At 39.2% G+C, this 22,215-nt stretch carries 21 protein-coding genes and 2 other annotated features; all 21 genes read right to left on the bottom strand.

Annotated elements, in window-relative coordinates:
- Positions 1 to 74 precede the first annotated feature (74 nt).
- Entirely contained in the window at positions 75 to 3,644 is a 3,570-nt protein-coding gene (gene rpoB, locus KDN24_RS00680; protein ID WP_525931267.1) for a DNA-directed RNA polymerase subunit beta, read from the bottom strand.
- Positions 3,645 to 4,118: 474 nt separating this feature from the next.
- Positions 4,119 to 4,721 carry a class I SAM-dependent methyltransferase gene (locus KDN24_RS00675; protein WP_409970851.1) on the bottom strand — a complete coding sequence of 201 codons (603 nt, stop codon included), beginning with the start codon at positions 4,719 to 4,721 and terminating at the stop codon, positions 4,119 to 4,121.
- A gap of 103 nt (positions 4,722 to 4,824) precedes the next feature.
- The gene (gene rplL, locus KDN24_RS00670) at positions 4,825 to 5,190 is read right to left on the bottom strand and encodes a 50S ribosomal protein L7/L12 (protein WP_491348251.1); all 366 of its coding nucleotides are present in this window, start codon (positions 5,188 to 5,190) and stop codon (positions 4,825 to 4,827) included.
- 54 nt (positions 5,191 to 5,244) lie between these two features.
- On the bottom strand, positions 5,245 to 5,745 hold the full coding sequence (rplJ, locus tag KDN24_RS00665; RefSeq protein ID WP_409970853.1) for a 50S ribosomal protein L10: 501 nt from the start codon (positions 5,743 to 5,745) through the stop codon (positions 5,245 to 5,247).
- 28 nt (positions 5,746 to 5,773) lie between these two features.
- Positions 5,774 to 5,916: a sequence feature (ribosomal protein L10 leader region), on the bottom strand.
- Between the two features lie 69 nt (positions 5,917 to 5,985).
- Positions 5,986 to 6,729, bottom strand: coding sequence for a 50S ribosomal protein L1 (gene rplA, locus KDN24_RS00660; protein ID WP_525931281.1), 744 nt, complete (start codon positions 6,727 to 6,729; stop codon positions 5,986 to 5,988).
- A gap of 407 nt (positions 6,730 to 7,136) precedes the next feature.
- Entirely contained in the window at positions 7,137 to 7,562 is a 426-nt protein-coding gene (gene rplK, locus KDN24_RS00655) for a 50S ribosomal protein L11 (RefSeq protein WP_409970855.1), read from the bottom strand.
- Between the two features lie 360 nt (positions 7,563 to 7,922).
- On the bottom strand, positions 7,923 to 8,456 hold the full coding sequence (gene nusG / locus KDN24_RS00650) for a transcription termination/antitermination protein NusG (protein WP_409970856.1): 534 nt from the start codon (positions 8,454 to 8,456) through the stop codon (positions 7,923 to 7,925).
- Positions 8,457 to 8,608: 152 nt separating this feature from the next.
- Entirely contained in the window at positions 8,609 to 8,788 is a 180-nt protein-coding gene (secE, locus tag KDN24_RS00645) for a preprotein translocase subunit SecE (RefSeq protein WP_409970857.1), read from the bottom strand.
- A gap of 48 nt (positions 8,789 to 8,836) precedes the next feature.
- The gene (rpmG, locus tag KDN24_RS00640; protein WP_409970858.1) at positions 8,837 to 8,980 is read right to left on the bottom strand and encodes a 50S ribosomal protein L33; all 144 of its coding nucleotides are present in this window, start codon (positions 8,978 to 8,980) and stop codon (positions 8,837 to 8,839) included.
- Between the two features lie 415 nt (positions 8,981 to 9,395).
- Positions 9,396 to 10,118, bottom strand: coding sequence for an RNA polymerase sporulation sigma factor SigH (gene sigH, locus KDN24_RS00635; protein WP_525931280.1), 723 nt, complete (start codon positions 10,116 to 10,118; stop codon positions 9,396 to 9,398).
- Between the two features lie 4 nt (positions 10,119 to 10,122).
- On the bottom strand, positions 10,123 to 10,632 hold the full coding sequence (locus KDN24_RS00630; protein WP_409970860.1) for an NYN domain-containing protein: 510 nt from the start codon (positions 10,630 to 10,632) through the stop codon (positions 10,123 to 10,125).
- A 2-nt stretch (positions 10,633 to 10,634) separates the two neighbouring features.
- A complete protein-coding gene (gene rlmB / locus KDN24_RS00625; RefSeq protein ID WP_409970861.1) occupies positions 10,635 to 11,378 on the bottom strand; it encodes a 23S rRNA (guanosine(2251)-2'-O)-methyltransferase RlmB in 744 nt (247 codons plus the stop codon).
- Entirely contained in the window at positions 11,378 to 11,800 is a 423-nt protein-coding gene (locus KDN24_RS00620) for a Mini-ribonuclease 3 (RefSeq protein ID WP_409970862.1), read from the bottom strand. Before KDN24_RS00620 ends, rlmB begins: the two co-directional genes overlap by 1 nt.
- Positions 11,801 to 11,805: 5 nt before the next feature.
- Positions 11,806 to 13,209, bottom strand: coding sequence for a cysteine--tRNA ligase (gene cysS / locus KDN24_RS00615; RefSeq protein WP_409970863.1), 1,404 nt, complete (start codon positions 13,207 to 13,209; stop codon positions 11,806 to 11,808).
- Entirely contained in the window at positions 13,190 to 13,858 is a 669-nt protein-coding gene (gene cysE, locus KDN24_RS00610) for a serine O-acetyltransferase (protein WP_409970864.1), read from the bottom strand. The genes cysS and cysE overlap by 20 nt, the downstream gene beginning before the upstream one ends.
- A 99-nt stretch (positions 13,859 to 13,957) precedes the next feature.
- Positions 13,958 to 14,186, bottom strand: a binding site (T-box leader).
- 42 nt (positions 14,187 to 14,228) lie between these two features.
- On the bottom strand, positions 14,229 to 15,686 hold the full coding sequence (gltX, locus tag KDN24_RS00605; RefSeq protein WP_409970865.1) for a glutamate--tRNA ligase: 1,458 nt from the start codon (positions 15,684 to 15,686) through the stop codon (positions 14,229 to 14,231).
- Between the two features lie 96 nt (positions 15,687 to 15,782).
- Positions 15,783 to 16,265, bottom strand: a complete 483-nt coding sequence (ispF, locus tag KDN24_RS00600) for a 2-C-methyl-D-erythritol 2,4-cyclodiphosphate synthase (RefSeq protein WP_409970866.1) — start codon at positions 16,263 to 16,265, stop codon at positions 15,783 to 15,785.
- A gap of 17 nt (positions 16,266 to 16,282) precedes the next feature.
- Complete coding sequence (ispD, locus tag KDN24_RS00595) at positions 16,283 to 16,972, bottom strand: 2-C-methyl-D-erythritol 4-phosphate cytidylyltransferase (protein WP_409970867.1); 690 nt, start codon at positions 16,970 to 16,972, stop codon at positions 16,283 to 16,285.
- Positions 16,973 to 17,006: 34 nt separating this feature from the next.
- Positions 17,007 to 18,089: a PIN/TRAM domain-containing protein gene (locus tag KDN24_RS00590; protein WP_409970868.1), complete on the bottom strand. Its 1,083-nt coding sequence runs from the start codon at positions 18,087 to 18,089 to the stop codon at positions 17,007 to 17,009.
- A 208-nt stretch (positions 18,090 to 18,297) separates the two neighbouring features.
- On the bottom strand, positions 18,298 to 19,677 hold the full coding sequence (radA, locus tag KDN24_RS00585) for a DNA repair protein RadA (RefSeq protein ID WP_409970869.1): 1,380 nt from the start codon (positions 19,675 to 19,677) through the stop codon (positions 18,298 to 18,300).
- 81 nt (positions 19,678 to 19,758) lie between these two features.
- Entirely contained in the window at positions 19,759 to 22,212 is a 2,454-nt protein-coding gene (gene clpC / locus KDN24_RS00580) for an ATP-dependent protease ATP-binding subunit ClpC (RefSeq protein WP_409970870.1), read from the bottom strand.
- Positions 22,213 to 22,215 lie beyond the last annotated feature (3 nt).

Raw genomic sequence — 22,215 nt, 5'->3', positions numbered from 1 at the left:
ATGCGATTATTGTAAAAACGACCTGTGGGAAATGAAAGCTATTTAAAACCTTACCCACAGGCATTATTCTTAAATTACTCTTTCGTTAAAACTTGCTCTGATTCTGCAATTTCAGGTTCAGGAGCTACGACAAAAGAATCAGCTTGCTGAATTTCATCATCATCTTCCGTGTCACGCATTTCTATTTCTTCTTCATCTCCAGAGAGAATCTTAACATCCATCCCTAAGCTTTGTAGTTCTTTAATCAATACTTTGAATGATTCAGGAACACCTGGTTCAGGAACGTTTTCTCCTTTAACAATTGACTCATAAGTTTTCACACGTCCAACGACATCGTCAGATTTTACTGTTAAAATTTCTTGAAGTGTATAAGCAGCACCATATGCTTCAAGTGCCCAAACTTCCATCTCACCAAAACGTTGTCCACCAAATTGAGCTTTACCGCCTAATGGCTGTTGTGTAACAAGTGAGTATGGCCCTGTCGAACGAGCATGTAGTTTATCATCAACCATATGTGCCAGTTTAATCATGTACATGACTCCGACCGAAATTCGATTGTCAAACGGCTCTCCAGAACGTCCATCATAAAGAACTGTTTTCGCATCGTTTGCCATTCCAGCTTCTTCAATCGTTGCCCATACATCTTCTTCATTCGCACCATCAAAAACAGGTGATGCAACATGAATACCTAGTACTCTTGCGGCCATTCCTAAATGAAGCTCAAGCACCTGTCCGATATTCATACGAGAAGGAACCCCTAGAGGGTTTAACATAATATCTACTGGTGTTCCATCCGGCATGTACGGCATGTCTTCTTCTGGTAAAATCCGAGAGATAACCCCTTTATTACCATGACGACCTGCCATCTTATCTCCGGCAGAAATTTTACGTTTTTGAACGATGTATACACGAACTAGCTGGTTTACTCCTGGTGGAAGTTCGTCTCCGTCTTCACGATTAAATACTTTAACATCAAGAACGATACCGCCTCCACCGTGAGGAACACGAAGAGATGTATCACGGACTTCACGAGCCTTTTCACCAAAGATCGCATGAAGAAGTCTCTCTTCAGCCGTTAATTCTGTTACTCCTTTTGGTGTAACTTTTCCGACTAGCAAGTCTCCATCCTTCACTTCAGCACCAATTCGAATAATACCACGCTCATCTAAGTTGCGAAGAGCATCTTCCCCGACGTTTGGAATATCACGAGTAATTTCCTCTGGTCCAAGCTTTGTATCACGAGACTCAGATTCGTACTCCTCGATATGAATAGATGTATAAACATCATCTTTTACGAGGCGTTCACTCATAATAATGGCATCCTCATAGTTATAGCCATCCCATGTCATAAATGCTACAAGAACATTGCGGCCTAGTGCTAATTCGCCAAGTTCCATTGAAGGCCCATCAGCAAGAATTTCTCCTTTAGTAACACGGTTACCGACAGCAACTATTGGACGCTGGTTATAACAAGTTCCTTGGTTGGAACGAATAAACTTTAATAATCTGTATTTATCAAGATCGCCCTTTACTTCTTGGCCATCGATATTTTTTATTCTGCGCACCCATACTTCACGAGCTTCAACATGCTCAACAATACCTTCATGCTTACAAATCACAGCAGCACCGGAATCTTTTCCTGATACATATTCCATACCAGTTCCAACTCTTGGTGCTTCTGGCTGCATTAACGGAACAGCTTGACGTTGCATGTTCGCACCCATTAGCGCACGGTTTGAGTCATCATTTTCTAAGAACGGAATACATGCTGTTGCAGCAGAGACTACTTGCTTAGGTGATACATCCATATAGTCTACGCGTTCATTGGCAACAACGATATTTTCCCCCTTGAATCGAGCGACAACTTCCTCTTCAAGGAAGGAGCCATCATCATCAAGAAGAACATTGGCCTGAGCAACAACATAGTTATCTTCTTCATCAGCAGTTAAATAATCAATTCGACTTGTTACTTTACCTGTTTCAGGATCAATTCGGCGATACGGTGTTTCAATAAATCCGAATCGGTTAACTTTTGCAAATGATGACAAAGAGTTAATGAGACCGATGTTTGGTCCTTCAGGAGTCTCAATCGGACACATACGTCCATAGTGGGAATAGTGAACGTCACGCACTTCAAATCCTGCACGTTCACGTGTTAAACCACCTGGTCCAAGCGCAGATAAACGACGTTTATGTGTCAATTCTGCAAGTGGATTCGTTTGATCCATGAATTGAGATAACTGTGAGCTACCGAAAAATTCCTTAATTGAAGCAATAACAGGACGAATATTAATTAATTGTTGAGGAGTGATTGTATTCGTATCCTGAATTGACATTCTCTCACGTACGACACGTTCCATTCTAGAAAGACCGATGCGGAATTGATTCTGCAACAATTCTCCTACAGAACGCAAACGACGATTTCCTAAATGGTCAATATCATCTGTATCTCCGACAGCATGAAGTAGGTTAAAGAAGTAGCTAATAGAAGCAATAATATCTGATGGAGAAATGTTTTTCACAGCTTCTTCCACATAAGCATTTCCAATAACATTAATGACTTTCTCGCCATCTTCATTTGGAGCATAGATTTTTATAGATTGTAGAGCGATATCTTCATCTAATACTCCGCCTACAAGACTGATCGTTTTAAAACCGATGTTATTCTCAAGGTTTGGGAGAATTCGGTCTAATGTACGACGATCAAGAATTGTGCCCTTTTCAGCAATAATTTCGCCTGTTTCTGGGTCTACAAGTGTTTCTGCTAGTCGTTGACCAAATAATCTATTTTTAATATGAAGCTTTTTATTAATCTTATATCTACCAACATTCGCCAAATCATAGCGTTTAGGGTCAAAAAACCTTGACACTAATAAGCTTTTAGCGTTTTCTACTGTTGGCGGCTCACCCGGACGAAGACGTTCGTATATTTCTAGTAACGCCTTTTCAGTGCCTTCCGTATTATCCTTTTCAAGCGTATTTCGGATATATTCATTGTCTCCGATTAAATCAATGATCTCTTGATCAGAGCCTAGTCCTAACGCACGCAAAAGAACCGTAACGGGCAACTTCCGAGTACGATCGATTCTCACATATACGACATCTTTGGCATCAGTTTCATATTCAAGCCAAGCGCCGCGGTTCGGGATTACAGTAGCTGTAAAGCCTTTTTTCCCGTTTTTATCTAACTTTCCACTAAAGTATACGCTTGGTGAACGGACTAATTGTGATACAATTACACGCTCCGCTCCATTAATAACAAACGTACCTGTTTCTGTCATAAGTGGGAAGTCACCCATAAAGACATCCTGGTCTTTAACTTCGCCTGTTTCTTTGTTTACAAGACGTACTTTAACCCGCAATGGTGCTGAAAATGTAACATCTCTTTCTTTCGATTCCTCAACGGAGTACTTTGGATCGCCGAGGCTGTAATCAATAAACTCAAGCGATAAATTACCAGTAAAGTCTTCAATCGGTGAAATGTCCTGAAACATTTCACGTAAACCCTCATCAAGAAACCATTGATAAGAAGAGGTTTGGATTTCGATTAGATTTGGTAATTCTAAAACTTCACTGATCCGTGCGTAACTTCTACGTTGGCGGTGTCGTCCATACTGAACTAGTTGACCTATCAACTGATTCACCCCTCAAATCAAGCGTTATTTATAGAAAAGCTGAGATGGCTTGCTCAGGAGCGACAAGCTTAAGGCAAGCGGGCAGGAAGGTTGCTCTTTAACCTTCTTGCCCGATTGACTTAAGACCTCGAGCTCCTAGCCATCGAAGCTAGACATGATAGAAAAGCTGAAGCGCCTTGACCAGGGGCGACAAGCATAAGACGAGCCGACTTGAAGGTTGTTCTTTACCTTCATGGCGGATTGGCTTATGACCTCGAGCCCCTAGGCGCTGAAGCTAGACATGATAGAAAAGCTAAAGCAAATATCAATAAAACAAAAAGAAAAAAGGGTTTTTACTTCAAAAACCACAATTTCATCATACGACTATTATTTTATTAGCTTCTCCCATAAATACCATTTTTATACAACTTTTGTGTTATTTAGTAACTGATAGAAGCATAATCTGTTGGCATTATATAACTTTAACATAAGCAAAATTTCAAGTCAATCTTTTTTTGCTCTTATAATGTAATAGCCCTTTTTCTTCACAACTGTTTCAACTTCAGAATACAGCTCTGTTAGTTTATCAATTGCTGACGGGGCTCCTTGTTTTTTTTGAATAACAACCCAAAGATATCCACCTTGTAATAGGTGTCCAACACTTTGTTCAAAAATATCATGCACAATTTGCTTCCCTGCACGAATTGGCGGATTCGTTATAATAGCAGCATATTGATGGTTCGAGACATTTTCAAGTCTGTCACTCTCATAAATACACACATTATTTATCCCGTTTAATTCCGCATTTTCTTTAGCTAACTCTAATGCTCTTAAATTTACATCGATCATATGAACTTGTCGAGTCGGCATTCGTTTTGCAGCAGATAAACCTATTGGGCCGTAACCACAGCCAACATCTAAAATATCGCCTTCCATTTCAGGTTCTTCAAAAGCATCAATTAGTAATTTTGAGCCAAAATCTACTTCGCTTTTTGAAAAAACCCCATTATCTGTTTTAAAACGAAAGGAGTGGTTATTTAGAGTGAAATCCCAATATTTGGGTTTACTCTCTACTTTTTGTGTTTTGGAAAAATAGTGTTCTGACAAACAGCATCACCTCCGATGGTGAATAGAAGGTAGAAATTATAGAGGTCGAAAAAGGTAAAAAACCCGCTAAATATAGCGGGCTTCTTATTGGCTGTAATTTATATTACTTAACTTCTACGCCAGCTCCAACTTCTTCAAGTTTAGCTTTAATTTCTTCTGCTTCTTCTTTAGAAGCGCCTTCTTTAAGCGGTTTTGGAGCATTGTCAACAAGTTCTTTCGCTTCTTTAAGTCCAAGACCTGTAATTTCACGAACAACTTTAATAACTTTGATTTTTTGATCGCCTGCAGAAGCAAGGATTACATCAAAATCAGTTTTTTCTTCAGCAGCAGCGCCAGCAGCAGCTCCGCCCATAACAGCTACAGGAGCTGCAGCAGTTACTCCGAATTCTTCTTCAATTGCTTTTACTAAGTCGTTTAATTCTAAAACAGTCATATTTTTAACTGCTTCAATGATTTGTTCTTTAGTCATGATAAAGTTTCCTCCTTATATTTGGTTTAAATCAATACGTTTATCGTTACTAACTTACGCGCCTTGTTCTTCTTTTTGGTCTGCAACAGCTTTTGTAGCAAGAGCAAGATTGCGAATAGGTGCTTGAAGTACGCTGAGTAGCATTGAAAGTAAGCCTTCGCGAGATGGAAGTTCTGCAAGAGCCTTAACTTCTTCAAACGTTGCTACATTTCCTTCAATTACACCTGCTTTAATTTCAAGAGCTTCATGCTTTTTCGCGAAATCATTTAAGATTTTCGCTGGAGCAACAACATCTTCATTACTGAACGCGATCGCATTCGGTCCAACAAGAGCCTCATTTAATCCACTTAGTTCAGCAGCGTCTGCAGCACGGCGAGTTAATGAATTCTTGTAAACCTTGAATTCAATACCAGCTTCACGAAGTTGTTTACGAAGTTCTGTAACTTCACTAACAGAAAGTCCACGGTAATCTACAACGATTGTTGATACACTTGATTTCAACTTATCAGCAATCTGATCTACGATCAATTTCTTTTGTTCGATAGCACTGCTCATCTTTACACCTCCTGTAGAATTTCTACATTCATACCCGAAAAAACCTCCACATCTTAAGCAGACATGGAGGTTGTATACAATAGTTTCGCAAGAAATAAATCTATCGTAATACCTCGGCAGGAAATTAAGCTTATCAGCACCTGCTGTCTACGGCACAAATGTTATATTTTCAACAACAAAATACATCTTACTAAATGCATTTTGTTTTGTCAATTCCTATTTTAACCAACTTCTTATAAATTATTTTACTGTAACAGAAGATGGGTCTACTTTCACACCAGGTCCCATTGTTGAAGTAACAGATACGTTCTTCATATAAGTACCTTTTGCTGCAGCAGGCTTAACTTTAAGCATTGTATCAAAAATTGTGTTGAAGTTTTCAACAAGCTTTGCATTTTCGAAAGATACTTTACCGATTGGCACGTGGATGTTTCCAGCTTTGTCAACACGGTACTCTACTTTACCTGCTTTAATTTCTTGAACTGCTTTTGTTACATCAAATGTAACTGTGCCAGTTTTAGGGTTTGGCATTAAGCCTTTAGGTCCTAATACACGACCAAGCTTACCAACTTCACCCATCATATCAGGTGTAGCAACGATTACATCAAATTCGAACCAACCTTGTTGGATCTTGTTAATGTATTCAGTATCTCCAACAAAATCTGCTCCTGCAGCTTCTGCTTCTTTCGCTTTTTCACCTTTTGCAAAAACAAGAACACGTTGAGTTTTACCAGTACCATTTGGAAGCACTACTGCTCCACGAATTTGCTGGTCAGCTTTCTTAGGGTCTACTCCTAAACGGAAAGCTACTTCAACAGTTGCATCAAACTTAGTGAAGTTTGTCTTCTTCGCAAGTTCAATTGCTTCTTCAATTGGATAAGCTTTAAAGCGGTCAACAAGCTTTGCAGCTTCAACATACTTTTTACCTTTTTTAGCCATTATAATTTCCTCCTTGATTGTGGTTTTAGCGGAAAAACCTCCCACTTTGAAAAGCACAGGAGCCTCGCAGGCGAACATCGACGTCAGCACATCCTGTGCAAGTCCGACAAGCATAAGACGAGTCTTTCAGAAGGGCTGTACTTTACCTTTTTGAAAGATTTGGCTTATGACCTCGAGGTCGACAAAAACGCGACGTCCTGTCGCATTGTCGACACTAGTACATCCTGTACGTCGGGGCTAGGCTCCGGAGCTAGACATCAGAAAAGCGCAGACACCTTAATCAAGAGCACCCAACATAAAAACTCATCTTTTTTTAGAAAGGATTCGTTTTGATATTGAAGCCCTTAAGTGTCAGAGCTAAACATTCACGCCCTAGACAGCAGAAAGGTTGCGTGTGAAAACCAAATTCAGCAACGCAACCTCAATTAGCAACCTAAGTTCTGTAGCATGGATTAGTCTTCGATAACAATACCCATGCTGCGTGCAGTACCCTCAACCATTAACATTGCAGCTTCTACGCTAGCAGCGTTAAGATCAGGCATTTTCGTTTCAGCAATCTCGCGCACCTTGTCACGCTTGACTGTTGCTACTTTATTACGGTTTGGTTGACCAGAACCAGACTCGATTCCAGCTGCTTTTTTAAGTAAAACTGCAGCAGGTGGAGTTTTCGTAATAAATGTAAATGAACGGTCTTCAAAAACCGTAATTTCAACAGGAATGATTAGGCCAGCTTGTTCAGCTGTACGTGCGTTAAATTCCTTACAGAATCCCATGATGTTAACACCTGCTTGACCTAATGCTGGTCCTACTGGTGGCGCAGGGTTTGCTTTACCTGCAGGGATTTGTAACTTAACAAGTTTGATTACTTTTTTAGCCACGAGACACACCTCCTTAAAGTCCGTGATGTGGTAATAGGGATTCCCCTCCCACTCAACTTATCGTCTTTATATTAAGATAAAGATCATAACAATTGTCCGGTCTCATTATCTGAGACATACTGACCTTTGAAATATTACCACTTTTTAAAGATGATTTCAAGTTTTTTTCTAAATGTGCTACAACTTTTTAAACTGAACTTATGCTCGTCGTCCCTGAGCAAGGCGCTTCCGCTTTTCTTTGTCCAGCTGCAGCACCTAGGGACTCTAGGTCATAAGCCTATCCGACGAGAAGGTATAGTACAACCTTCACGACGGATTGTCTTATGCTCGTCGTCCCTGAGCAAGGCGCTTCCGCTTTTCTTATAGCTTATCAATCTGAGAGAAATCTAGTTCAACAGGGGTGTCGCGGCCGAACATATTAACAAGAACTCTAATTTTCGCTTTGTCTTTATCAATATCTTCGATTGCACCCGTGAAGTTCGCGAATGGCCCTTCTTTAACTTGTACCGTTTCTCCGATTTCAAAATTAATATCTACTCGTTTTTCTTCAACACCCATGCGCTTCAAAATTACATTTACTTCTTCTGGCAATAATGGTGTCGGCTTAGAGCCTGAACCAGCAGAACCAACAAATCCAGTAACACCTGGAGTATTTCTAACTACATACCATGAATCGTCAGTCATCACAATTTCAACAAGCACATATCCAGGAAACACTTTCCTTTTTACAACTTTCTTTTTACCGTTTTTGAAGTCGGTTTCTTCCTCTTCCGGAACAATAACACGGAAGATTTTATCTTGCATCGCCATTGTTTCAACACGTTTTTCTAAGTTCGCTTTTACTTTGTTTTCGTAACCTGAATACGTATGAACAACATACCAATTTTTTTCCATTCAAGAGGACTAATTCGTCCTTCCCTCCCTATATATAGAATCACTTACTTTTTTTATTGGAGCTTATTTTTGCCAAATGAAAAAACCCGTTTCCGGGCTTCATAAGTATCTCTGTATTCTTCTCCATTATACCATGTATGTCCCTACGTTATTCAAGGAATAAGACGAATTAACAAAGAAATACCTTCGTCAACTAACGCAAAGAAAATCGCAAAGAACGCTACTGTCGCAAGTACGGTTACCGTATAATTTGTCATCTCTTTGCGTTTAGGCCAGCTGACTTTTCTCATTTCACGTCCAACATCACGGAAAAACTTTATGATGCGTTGCATTCGTAACACCAACTTCCAAAAAATATCCTAATCGTATCTATGAAAATCCTATTTAGTTTCACGATGAGTTGTGTGATTATTACAGGTCTTACAGAACTTCTTAAGCTCTAACCGTTCAGTTCCTTTATTGCTCATCGTTGAATAATTTCTTGTTCCACATTCATTACATGCAAGTATTACTTTCTTTCTCATTAATTACACCTACTAAGAAAAGCATAAGCACCTTTGCAATGAATACTGTAGAAGCCTACCTTTGTACTCATCAACGTATGGACTTTACTAACCTCAACTGAGTTAAAGGAACATCAAGGTTTGCAGGCTACGAATGCCACATCCTTAAGCCTTCGCCTACATAAAAGTTTTCCTTTAGAAAAACAGTTATGCCCTTCATTACTTTCACATTCTATGAGCGTAACTTAGCGTGTCGGCTATCGCAAAGAGAGGGAGGGAAGTCCACTAGGCACTAGAGCTAGATACTTGTCCAACTCAAAAACTATATACTTCCATTCAATTATACATCTATGCCATAAAACTTTATCATGGACAATTGTTGATGTCAATATGAGCAATAGCATGGAAGAAGAATAAAGATATATGCAATCAACAACTATAAAGAAATTTCACGGACTTCTAGATAACGTTCAAGCTTACGCTTTACTCGCTGAAGAGCATTATCAATCGACTTAACATGACGATTTAATTCTTCTGAAATTTCTTGATAAGACTGCCCATCCAAATAGAGCACAAGCACTTTCCGTTCTAAATCACTAAGTAGCTCTGACATTTTCACTTCGATATGATCAAATTCCTCTTGGTTAATAATTAATTCTTCTGGATCCATCACCTTAGCGCCAGAGATTACATCCATTAACGTTCTATCCGATTCTTCATCATAGATCGGTTTGTCTAATGACACATAGGAGTTTAAAGGAATATGCTTTTGCCTTGTTGCTGTCTTTATCGCCGTGATAATTTGTCTTGTAATACACAGTTCAGCAAATGCTTTAAATGAAGATAGCTTGTCCCCTTTGAAATCACGGATGGCTTTATATAAGCCTATCATTCCTTCTTGAACAATATCCTCCTTATCCGCACCAATTAAAAAATAAGATCGGGCCTTTGCACGGACAAAGTTTCTGTACTTGTGAATCAAATAATCCAACGCTTCACTTTCGCCTTGATGCACTAAATCAACTACCTCTTCATCTTCAAGCTCTACATACTCTAAATTATTTTCGTCGATTGTCTTCAAGTCAGTATCCACTAAGATCCCTCCGACTGCACAAGCATAGATAGAAATATTATACAGTAGGACTTTTTCCAGCGTCAACCATTCACATCTTCCCTCTGCGCCATTTTTCAAAAATTTCTGCCATTTCGTCACTAAGCGGAATCTTTGATATCGGTTTTTTCGTTTGAATATTTTTTACTTTCTTCTCAATCTTATTCTCAACATTATTCATTTCATTTAATAACTCTCTTGCTGATTTACGTAATGCACCTTGTCCAAATATTGCCCACTGCTCTGTATAATCTGAGGTTGCTACATGAATTTGAGTTTTAATATTGCTTAAGCTAATTGCCAGCTTTTCAATTCGTTCATCTGCAGTTTCATTTTTCCTAGTAAAAATAACTTCTACTTTATGATTCTTTATTTTTTTCTCTGTCCCTTTTACATCGTACGCATCAAAGACGATAATGACGCGATATCCAGAATAGCCTTGATATTCCGCCATTTTTTCAATTAATCGATCCCTGGCGGCTGCAAGATCCTTCTTCTTTAACTCTCGTAATTCAGGCCAAGCACCTATAACGTTATAGCCGTCAACAATAAGGATGTCCATTTTTATCCCTCGAGAGGATGCCTTTTCCGATAAACCTCATACATAAGAATTGCAGCAGCAACAGATGCATTAAGAGAAGTGACATTACCCGCCATTGGTAAATGAATAAGAAAATCGCATTTATCCTTAATTAAACGCCCCATTCCTTTGCCTTCACTCCCAATGACTAGACCAAGTGGAATCGTACCGTCAAAACGTCGGTAGTCTTCACTTCCTTTCGCATCCGTTCCAGCGATCCAGACGCCTTTTTCTTTTAATTCATCAATTGTTCTCGCTATATTTGTTACGCGCACCACTGGAATATGTTCAATAGCCCCTGTCGAAGCCTTTGCGACAGTGGCAGTAAGGCCTACTGCTCTCCGCTTCGGAATAATGATGCCATGAGCGCCAACTGCATCTGCTGTTCTCATAATGGATCCGAGGTTATGTGGATCCTCAATTTCATCCAATAATAAAAAGAAAGGTGCTTCATTTTTCTGCGTAGCCGCCTGAAATAAATCATCTATTTCAGCGTATTGATAAGCAGCAACTTGTGCGATTACCCCTTGGTGATTACCTTCAACAAGCTGATCAAGCTTCTTTTTTGGCACAAATTGCACGAATACATTTGCTGACTTTGCCAGTCCAATTACTTGCTGCATTTGTCCACCTTGAGAGCCCTCTGCGATAAGAAGTTTATTTATATCTCGCCCAGATTTAAGCGCTTCAATGACGGGGTTTTTTCCCATAATAAAGTCTTGACTCATTACAAATTACCTCCTTTCTTATTTTCAACAATTTGAAAAGCTTTTACGATGATTTCTTCCAGCCGCTCCTCTTTTCCTGATAAAAACAAATAGCCTAATAGCGCTTCAAACGCTGTACTATATCGGTATGTTTGCACATCTGTGTTCTTTGGCACTGTTCCGGATTTCGCATTTCTTCCTCTTTTCACAACCGCAATCTCTTCTTCGGTTAATTCTTCACCTTCAAGAAATTGATGAATGATTTGTGATTGTGCTTTCGCTGACACATAATGAGTCGCTTCTCGATGGAGATGATTCGGTCGAACACCACCATACTGGATAAGATGTTTACGAACATATATTTCAAAAACAGCATCGCCCATATAGGCTAGGGCGAGGCTATTCAATTGTTTTTCATCAATTTTATTATCGTAATGAAGCATTTATTTTAGCCTCTTTTCCATCTTGTACCTTGAGGTGTATCCTCTAGGATGATGTTCATATCTTTAAGCTGATCACGAATTTCATCGGCTAATTTAAAGTTACGATCCTTCCGTGCTTGAATACGCTGCTTAATTAAATCATCAATTTCTTCATCAAGCAATTCAGCTTTTGAAAGATCTAAAGAAAGCCCAAGAATATTGAAAAGATTCTCAAATTCCTTTGTAAAAGCTTCGATCACTTGAACAGAAGTATTCTTTTCCATTAAATAAAGATTAGCGAGCTTTGATAATTCAAAAAGGACAGAAATCCCATTTGCTGTATTAAAGTCATCATCCATAACTTTGATAAACTCTTCATGTAGAGCAGCAATTTTTTCTAGCCACTCCTCATTATTATCCGTTAAATCCGCACTTATCTCTTGACGATGCTTCAAGTTTTGATAAGAAGTCTTAAGCCGTTCTAAACCGGCACGTGTATTTTCCAAAAGTTCCTCACTGTAATTGATCGGATTACGGTAATGAACAGATAACATGAAAAATCGTAATACTTGTGGGTCATGTTTTTTTATAATGTCATGAACTAAGATAAAATTCCCAAGTGATTTTGACATTTTCTCATTATCAATATTTATATAACCATTGTGCATCCAATAACGAGCAAATGTTTTTCCACTTACCGCCTCCGACTGTGCGATCTCATTCTCATGATGTGGAAAGGCTAAATCTTGGCCGCCAGCATGGATATCAATTGTCTCGCCTAAATATCTCTTCGCCATTGCTGAGCACTCAATATGCCATCCTGGTCTTCCATGCCCCCATGGACTATCCCAGTAAATTTCGCCTTCCTTCACAGCCTTCCAAAGCGCAAAATCAAGAGCATCATTCTTCTTCTCTCCGATAGCAATGCGCGCACCTGAGATGAGCTCATCAATTGGTTGGTGGGATAATTTACCATACCCTTCGAATTTTCGCGTATGGTAATAAACATCACCTTCTGATTCATAAGCAAAGCCCTTATCAATTAACGCTTGAATAAAATCAATAATAATATCCATGTTCTCTGTTACACGAGGATGCGCATCTGCACGTTGGCAGCCAAGTGCAGAAACATCTTCAAAGTAAGCTTCGATAAAGCGATCAGCAACGGTCGGAACCTCTACTCCTAATTCATTTGCTACTCTAATCAGCTTATCGTCAACATCTGTAAAATTAGAAATATAGTTAATATCATAGCCTCGATATTTGAAATATCTTCTAACGGTATCAAATACAATTGGCGGACGGGCATTCCCTATATGAATATAATTATAAACGGTTGGTCCGCATACATACATCTTTACTTTACCTTCTTCTAAAGGTATGAAAGGCTCTTTCTTTCTCGTTAATGTATTATAAATCTGAATAGCCATTAACCTTACTCCCTTCTTTTTCTAAGCTCGCAATTTCTTTGCGTAAATTGGCGATTTCATTTTCCAACTCTTTGAACCGATCAGCTATCGGATCAGGAAGATCGGAGTGATTTAAATCCTTGCTTACTTTCACTCCGTCTCTTACTTTTACCTTTCCCGGAATACCGACAACAGTTGAATTCGGTGGTACTTCGTGTAGAACAACCGAGCCAGCTCCAACCTTGGAATTTTCGCCTATTGTAATAGATCCAAGCACCTTTGCCCCTGTAGCAATTAGTGCGTTATCTTTTATAGTTGGATGGCGCTTTCCTTTTTCTTTTCCAGTTCCACCTAGGGTTACTCCTTGAAAAACAGTTACATTATCACCGATTTCACACGTTTCCCCAATGACTACCCCCATACCATGATCAATGAAAAAGCGCCTGCCAATTTTTGCACCTGGATGAATTTCAATCCCTGTAAAAAAACGACTAACTTGCGAAATTACCCTTGCAAGGAAATACAGCTTTCTTTTAAAAAGTGCATGAGCCAATCGATGTGCCCAAATAGCATGTAAACCGGAATATGTTAATAGTACTTCCAAATAACTTCTTGCAGCAGGGTCCTGTTCAAATACTACCTCAATATCTTCCTTCATCCTCTTAAACATAATACCACCCTCCTTGTGAAAAGCGCAGGACATTTGAAAACGCAAGCTCCTATAGGTAAATACTTAATTGAAAAAAAATAAAACGTCCCTGTCATTAATGACAGAGACGTTTTCCACGCGGTTCCACTCTGTTTAGACTTTTACAAGTCTCAACTTTAACCTAATAACGGCAGGAGCACCGCTCATTTCTACTTAGAACAATCATGACAGTTCGAAATAAGGCTCAGAGGGGCACTTCAGAATAATGAGAGGCTTAAACCACTTTCAGCTGATGTAGGTTCTCTCTAAAAAGCATCATATTCTTACTTTTCCTCTTCTACACTTTTAGTTATTAATTTACTTATTACTATATTACATTTTAGGCAAGATGTTAACTTAAAATACTTGCTAAGCGATTTTTTACTTTCTCTTTTCCGAATAGCGCAATCGCCTGTGGAAGGTCAGGCCCGTGTGTTTGACCTGTTATCGCAACACGAATTGGCATGAAAAGATTTTTCCCTTTATGGCCAGTCGATTTTTGTACAGCCTTCATCGCTGCTTTAATTTCATCCGCCTTAAATTCAGCTAACTGCTCAATTTCAGCCAAAAACGCTGCAAGCACTTCAGGTACCTGTTCTTCAGCAAGTACTGCTTTTGCTTCATCATCTAAAACGATTTCATCATTAAAGAAAATTTCTGTCAGTTCAACAATTTCAGCGCCATAGCTCATTTTTTCTTGGTAAAGGGCAATTAAGCTTCGTACCCATTCGGATTCATTCTCTGTTAACTGCTCATGAACCCTACCAGCCTTCACTAAATGAGGCAATGAAATGGAAACAAGTCGATCAATATCGATCTTCTTCATATACTGATTATTCATCCAAGTTAACTTCTGTTTATCGAATAATGCAGGCGATTTAGATAAACGATTCGCATCAAAAATATCTATAAACTCTTCTCTAGAGAAAATCTCATCTTCTCCTGATGGTGACCAGCCTAATAGAGCAATAAAGTTAAAAAGTGCTTCGGGCAAATACCCAAGCTCTTCATATTGCTCAATAAATTGAATAATGGATTCATCGCGCTTACTTAACTTTCGTCTGCTTTCATTTACAATTAAAGTCATATGTCCAAAAATTGGCGCTTCCCAGCCTAATGCATCATAAATCATTAATTGCTTTGGCGTATTAGAAATATGATCATCACCTCTTAAAACATGCGAGATATTCATTAAATGATCATCAATGGTCACAGCGAAATTATACGTAGGTGTACCATCCTTTTTAACAATAACATGATCACCAATCCCATCTGATTCAAAAGAAACATCGCCTTTCACCATATCATTGAAAGAATAGACCTTTCCTTCTGGAACTAAGAAGCGAATACTTGGCTCTCTTCCTTCTGCTTCCAATTCAATCCGCTGTTCCTTTGTTAAATGACGGCACTTGCCAGAATAGGTTGGCGTTTCACCTTTTGCCATTTGAGCTTCACGCTCTACCTCTAACTCTTCTTCCGTACAATAGCATTTATACGCACTGCCCTTTTCAAGCAGCTCATTATAGTACTTCTCATAAATATCATTCCGTTCAGACTGACGGTATGGGCCGTATCCGCCGTCTTTATCGACACTCTCGTCCCAATCGATCCCAAGCCATTGCAAATACTTTAACTGGCTTTCTTCACCACCGGTAATATTACGTTTTTTATCAGTATCTTCAATACGGATAATGAACTTTCCACCTTTATTTCGTGCGAACAAGTAATTGAATAGTGCAGTACGGGCATTGCCGATATGTAAATGTCCAGTTGGACTCGGGGCATAGCGTACACGAATATCATTTGACATAAAAATACTGCCTCCTAAAATTTCATCTTACTGAGAATATTTTAACACTCCAGCATTATGAAAACATCCGTTTCATACGACAAAATGAAACTTCTATTATTTTTCTGTTTTTTGCAATAATACCGCTACTTGTGAAGCAATTCCTTCACCTCTGCCTGTAAAACCAAGCCGTTCTGTTGTCGTCGCTTTTACATTAATGTTTTCAATATTTGATTCAAGCAATTGTGCAATTCTTTCTCTCATTTTCTCGACATATGGGGCCATCTTCGGTCTTTGAGCAATAATTGTACAGTCTGCATTTACAAGCTCATACCCTTTAGCCTTTACTAGATTCCAAACATGCTCTAATAATTTGGCTGAATCCGCATCCTTAAACTCCGAATCTGTATCTGGAAAATGTCGACCGATATCTCCTTCACCTATTGCACCTAAGCATGCGTCTGCTACTGTATGTAATAATACATCCGCATCAGAGTGCCCCATTAATCCCTTTTCATACGGAATTTCAATCCCGCCAATAATTAATGGCCGCCCTTCCGTTAATTGGTGCACATCAAAGCCTTGTCCAATTCGAAACATAATATTGTCTCCTTTTATCATTGTAGTTGCCTTCGCTTACGCATAATGGCCTCAGCAAAATATAAATCTTCCGGAGTCGTCAGCTTAATATTGTCGTAATCCCCTTCTACAATCAAAACATCATAGCCTAGACGTTCTACTAAACTGGCATCATCTGTTCCAATAAAGTCATCCTCCACCGCTTTTTGATAAGCAGCTAATAAAATAGAAAAACGAAAAGCCTGTGGGGTTTGAACAGCCCACAAGCTGGTTCGTTCGACAGTCTCCGTAACAATTTGGCCAGTAGCTTTTTTTACCGTATCTTTAACTGGGACAGCAAGTATTGCTGCCCCACTCGTTTCAGCCGCTTCAAGCAGTGAATGAATATACTTCTTTTCAATAAACGGCCTAGCCGCATCGTGAACAAGAATAATTCCATTTTGCTTCACACATTTTAAAGCACTGTATATACTATCCTGTCTTTCCTTACCACCCGGAACTAAGGCAATCACTTTTGTTATTTCGTTTTCTTCAATAATTGCCTTTATTTCCTCTTCATCTTGTGGATGAATAGCGACAAATATCCCTTCGCATTTCTCATCCATTTGAAAAACAAGTAATGTATGGATAAATACAGGCAAGGATTGGAGCTCAAGTAAAACTTTATTTTTCCCCGCTCCCATTCTCCTCCCTTTGCCTGCTGCAGGAATGATGACTTGATAAGCCATTAAAACACCCCAATGTTTAAATTCCCCAATGATATTATAACGCTTTTTCTAATAGCTTCGGCTTCGCAAAAATCATTCGTCCCGCAGAGGTTTGAAGGACACTTGTGACTAACACATCGATATACTTACCAATGTAATCACGGCCCTCTTCAACAACAATCATTGTCCCATCATCGAGATAAGCAATTCCTTGATTTTGCTCCTTCCCATCCTTAATGACTTGTACTTTCATTTCTTCTCCAGGAAGAACAACTGGTTTAACAGCATTAGCCAAATCATTAATATTTAAGACAGAAACACCTTGAAACTCACAAACCTTATTTAAGTTAAAGTCATTTGTCACAACAATTCCATTCGTAACCTTTGCAAGCTTTACAAGCTTGCTATCTACTTCTTGAATTTCTTCAAAATCGCCTTCATAAATTTCTACGTTAATCGCTAGCTCTTTCTGAATTCGATTCAAAATATCTAAGCCTCTTCGGCCTCTATTTCGTTTTAATACATCAGAAGAATCTGCAATATGCTGCAATTCTTCAAGAACAAACTGTGGAATAACGATTGTTCCTTCCAAAAATCCTGTCTGACAAATATCCGCTATTCTTCCATCAATAATGACACTCGTATCTAATAGCTTCAAAACATTTTTGCGAGCAGCTTCTGGCTCCTCTTCATTTGCCTTCTTCCTTGCCTTTGAAAAAAGTGTTAATAGTTCATCTCGTTTTTTAAAGCCTACTTGAAAGCCCAAATAACCAAATAATAATGTTAGGAGAATTGGCGCAACTGTATTTAAAATGGGAAAATCAATAGCTGTTAAAGCATAGCCAATTAAAAAAGCAATAATGAGCCCAAAAACGAGACCAACACTTCCAAAAATAATATCGGTTATCGGAGCCTTTACAAGCGATTCCTCTATCCATTTCACTACATTGACGACATAATCGACTGCCCAGAATGAAATAAGATAAAAAATGATAGCACCTAAAATAGCGGACAGGTATGGATTATTTATAAAAGGAATGTCGTCTAATGAAATTAATCTTAATAAATCAGGAATTAATAATATCCCTAACGTAACCCCAATAATGAGGAAACAAACTTGAACGATACGTTTTAACATTCCTTCACCTCCTTTTATTCATTATAAACAAATCCCATAAATTGAAACGTCAAATGACTAAAAAATAAATTATATTAATATATAAAAAATTAATATAAAGTTTGTACTACTGCTAAGAGTAGCACCATTTGCAATCCAGTGTCAAATAAAAGCAAACGAATATTTTAACACACCCTCTACTTTAGTTCAATAGTCACTTTAAATATTCCTACTCTCCTAATGCAGCTTTTAATGCTTCACTAACTGAATTTACACCAATAAGCTGTATCCCCTTTGGCCCAGTCCATCCACCAAGATTATTCGCTGGCAAAATGACTCTTTCAAAGCCAAGCTTAGCAGCTTCTTGAACCCTTTGCTCAATTCTCGACACCCTTCTAATTTCACCCGTTAAGCCAACCTCTCCAATAATACAGTCTGTAGGCCTAGTCGGTTTATCACGAAAGCTTGAAGCGATGCTAATGGCTATAGCTAAATCAATGGCTGGTTCATCCAGCTTTACCCCTCCAGCTACCTTTAAATAAGCATCTTGATTTTGCAAAAGCAGACCCACTCGCTTTTCTAAAACGGCCATCAATAACGGCACACGATTATGATCAACCCCTGTAGCCATTCTTCTTGGATTTCCAAAGCTAGTCGGTGAAATGAGCGCTTGAATTTCAACAAGAACTGGACGTGTTCCTTCCATTGAGGCAACAACTGTCGAACCAGCCGCTCCCTGTGATCTTTCTTCCAGGAAAATTTCCGACGGATTTTCAACTTCCTCAAGACCTAATTCCTTCATTTCAAAGATTCCCATCTCATTCGTTGAACCGAATCGATTTTTCACCGCTCTTAAAATTCGATATGTATGATGGCGTTCACCTTCAAAATATAATACAGTATCTACCATATGCTCTAATAGTCTTGGTCCAGCAATAGAGCCTTCCTTCGTCACGTGGCCGACAATAAAAATAGCTATCCCTTTCGTTTTTCCAATCCTCATTAATTCAGCTGTACATTCTCTCACTTGGGAAACACTTCCTGGTGCAGAAGTAACCTCTGGGTGATAAATGGTCTGAATGGAATCAATAATAACAAAGCTCGGATTGACACTTTCAATCGTCCTACTAATTTCTTCTAAGCTTGTTTCAGCATAAACTAATAAATTTTCTGAGGAAATACCTAATCGGTCTGCACGGAGCTTCGTCTGTCTTAGTGATTCTTCACCTGATATGTATAAAACAGAAATGTTCTTGTTCGCCAATTGTGAGGACACTTGTAGAAGAAGGGTTGATTTTCCGATTCCTGGATCCCCGCCAATTAGGACAAGCGAGCCTCTTACAACCCCACCACCTAGTACACGGTTTAATTCATTTAAATCCGTGTGGATTCTCGGTTCATTTTCTGTCTCAATGGATGTTATCGGTGTAGCTTTAGACAGAATTGTTGAACCTTCTGAATGTGCAAAAGCGCCTCTTCTTGATGTGGAAGCTTTCTCTACTTCTTCAACCATTCTATTCCATTGCCCACATCCCGGACATTTTCCCATCCATTTAGGAGACTCATACCCACATTCCTGACACATAAACTTTGTTTTTCTTTTCGCCATTTGCTTACATCCTCTCCGAAATCGTGAAAAGAAGGCACACTTGCTCTTTATGTGCACCTTCTTTTCTGTAATATCAGAAATTTACTTTTGAAGTGTTGCAGTTCTTTTCTTTGAACCTGTTTCAACAACAAACTCGTCATCACGAACATCGATAATCACTCGTTGACCAGTAAACATAGCTCCTTTAAGCAGCTCCTCTGATAAGCGGTCTTCAATATGCTTTTGAATGGCCCGGCGCAGTGGTCTAGCCCCATACTCTGGATCATAGCCCTCAGAGACGATTTTTTCCTTCGCTGCAGCTGTCAATTCAAGTTCAATCTCTTGTTCTTTTAACCGTTTTATTAATTGATCAGACATAAGTGTAACGATTTCCTGAAGATGCTTTCTTTCTAATGCATGGAAAACAATGATTTCATCAATACGATTAAGGAATTCAGGACGGAATGCTTTTTTCAATTCCTCCATTACTTTACCTTTCATATCCTTATAATCCTGCTCACCATCTTGGATATTAAAACCTACATATTTATTCGTTTTTAATGATTGAGCACCAACATTAGACGTCATGATTAACACTGTATTGCGGAAATCGACCGTTCTTCCTTTTGAATCTGTTAAGCGGCCGTCCTCTAGTACTTGTAGAAGAATATTGAACACGTCTGGATGTGCTTTTTCAATCTCATCAAGAAGAATGACTGAGTATGGCTTTCTACGTACCTTTTCTGTTAATTGGCCACCTTCCTCAAACCCGACATATCCCGGAGGAGAGCCAACTAATCTTGAAGTAGAATGCTTCTCCATATACTCCGACATATCAATTCTGATCATGGCATCTTCATCACCAAACATCACTTCAGCAAGAGCACGAGCGAGCTCGGTTTTCCCTACACCCGTTGGCCCAAGGAAAACAAATGAACCGATCGGACGTTTCGGATCTTTTAAGCCTGCGCGCGCTCGACGGACTGCTTTCGAAATAGCCTTAACCGCTTCTTCCTGTCCAATAATTCTTGAGTGTAAAATCTCTTCTAAATTTAGAAGCTTTTCTGTTTCCGTTTGTGCTAGCTTTGAAACAGGAATACCCGTCCAGCTCGATACGACACTTGCAATATCTTCTACTGTTACTTCACTGTTTTCTTTTCCTTGCTTTTCTTTCCATGATTTCTTCGTTTCTTCAAGCTTTTCGCGAAGACGTTGCTCCGTATCTCTTAAGGAAGCAGCTTTTTCAAACTCTTGACTTTGAACAGCGGCATCCTTTTCTTTACGTACATGCTCAAGCTTCACTTCTAGCTCCTTTAAATTTGGTGGAGTCGTATACGAACGAAGTCTCACCTTTGAACCAGCCTCATCTATTAAATCGATCGCTTTGTCTGGAAGGAAACGATCAGAAATATATCGATCAGATAACTTTACCGCTGCTTCAATTGCTGCATCTGTAATCGTTACGCGGTGATGCGCTTCATACCGATCACGCAAGCCTTCCAAAATTTGAATGGACTCCTCTGAAGTTGGTTCATCCACAGTAATAGGCTGAAAGCGTCTTTCAAGTGCAGCATCTTTTTCAATGTATTTTCGGTATTCATCAAGTGTTGTTGCCCCAATACATTGCAGTTCACCACGAGCTAGAGATGGTTTTAATATATTTGAAGCATCGATTGCCCCCTCTGCTCCTCCTGCTCCAATTAATGTATGAAGCTCATCGATGAATAAAATAATATTGCCAGCTTGGCGAATTTCATCCATAACTTTCTTTAATCGGTCTTCGAACTCACCGCGATATTTAGTACCTGCCACAACTGTACCCATATCAAGGGTCATCACTCTTTTATCGCGAAGTGTCTCAGGTACCTCATTATTAATAATTTGCTGTGCCAAACCTTCAGCAATGGCCGTTTTTCCAACACCTGGCTCACCAATTAGCACTGGATTATTTTTTGTCCTACGGCTTAATACTTCAATGACACGCTGAATTTCCTTGCTGCGGCCAATAACTGGATCAAGACTCCCTTCACGAGCAATCGCCGTTAAGTCTCTCGCCAATCCATCAAGTGTTGGTGTATTTGCATTAACAGATGAACCCCCTTGATGGCTTCCAGATTCATTGCTACCTAATAGCTGAAGGACTTGTTGACGAGCTTTATTTAAGCTCACGCCAAGATTATTCAACACTCTTGCAGCAACGCCTTCCCCTTCTCGTATTAGACCAAGCAATATATGCTCTGTTCCAACATAAGAGTGCCCTAGCTTTCTAGCTTCATCCATTGAAAGCTCAATGACCTTTTTGGCTCTAGGTGTATAATGTGGAGGTGCTTGGGATGAATCCTTTCCGCGACCAATTAAATTTTCGACCTCTTGCTGAATTTTATCAGAACCGAGTCCTAATGCGTAAAGAGCTTTTGCCGCAATGCCTTCCCCTTCTCGAACAAGACCCAATAAAATATGCTCTGTTCCAATATTATTATGTCCTAAACGAATGGCTTCTTCTTGTGCTAAAGCTAACACTTTTTGAGCTCTTTCTGTAAATCGGCCAAACATCATGAT

Source organism: Cytobacillus sp. Bva_UNVM-123 (genome assembly GCF_046351715.2).
In the GTDB taxonomy this organism is placed as follows: Bacteria; Bacillota; Bacilli; order Bacillales; family Cytobacillaceae; genus Cytobacillus.
The sequence above is the reverse complement of the archived record's forward strand: the minus strand, read 5'-3'. Positions and strand labels throughout refer to the sequence as shown.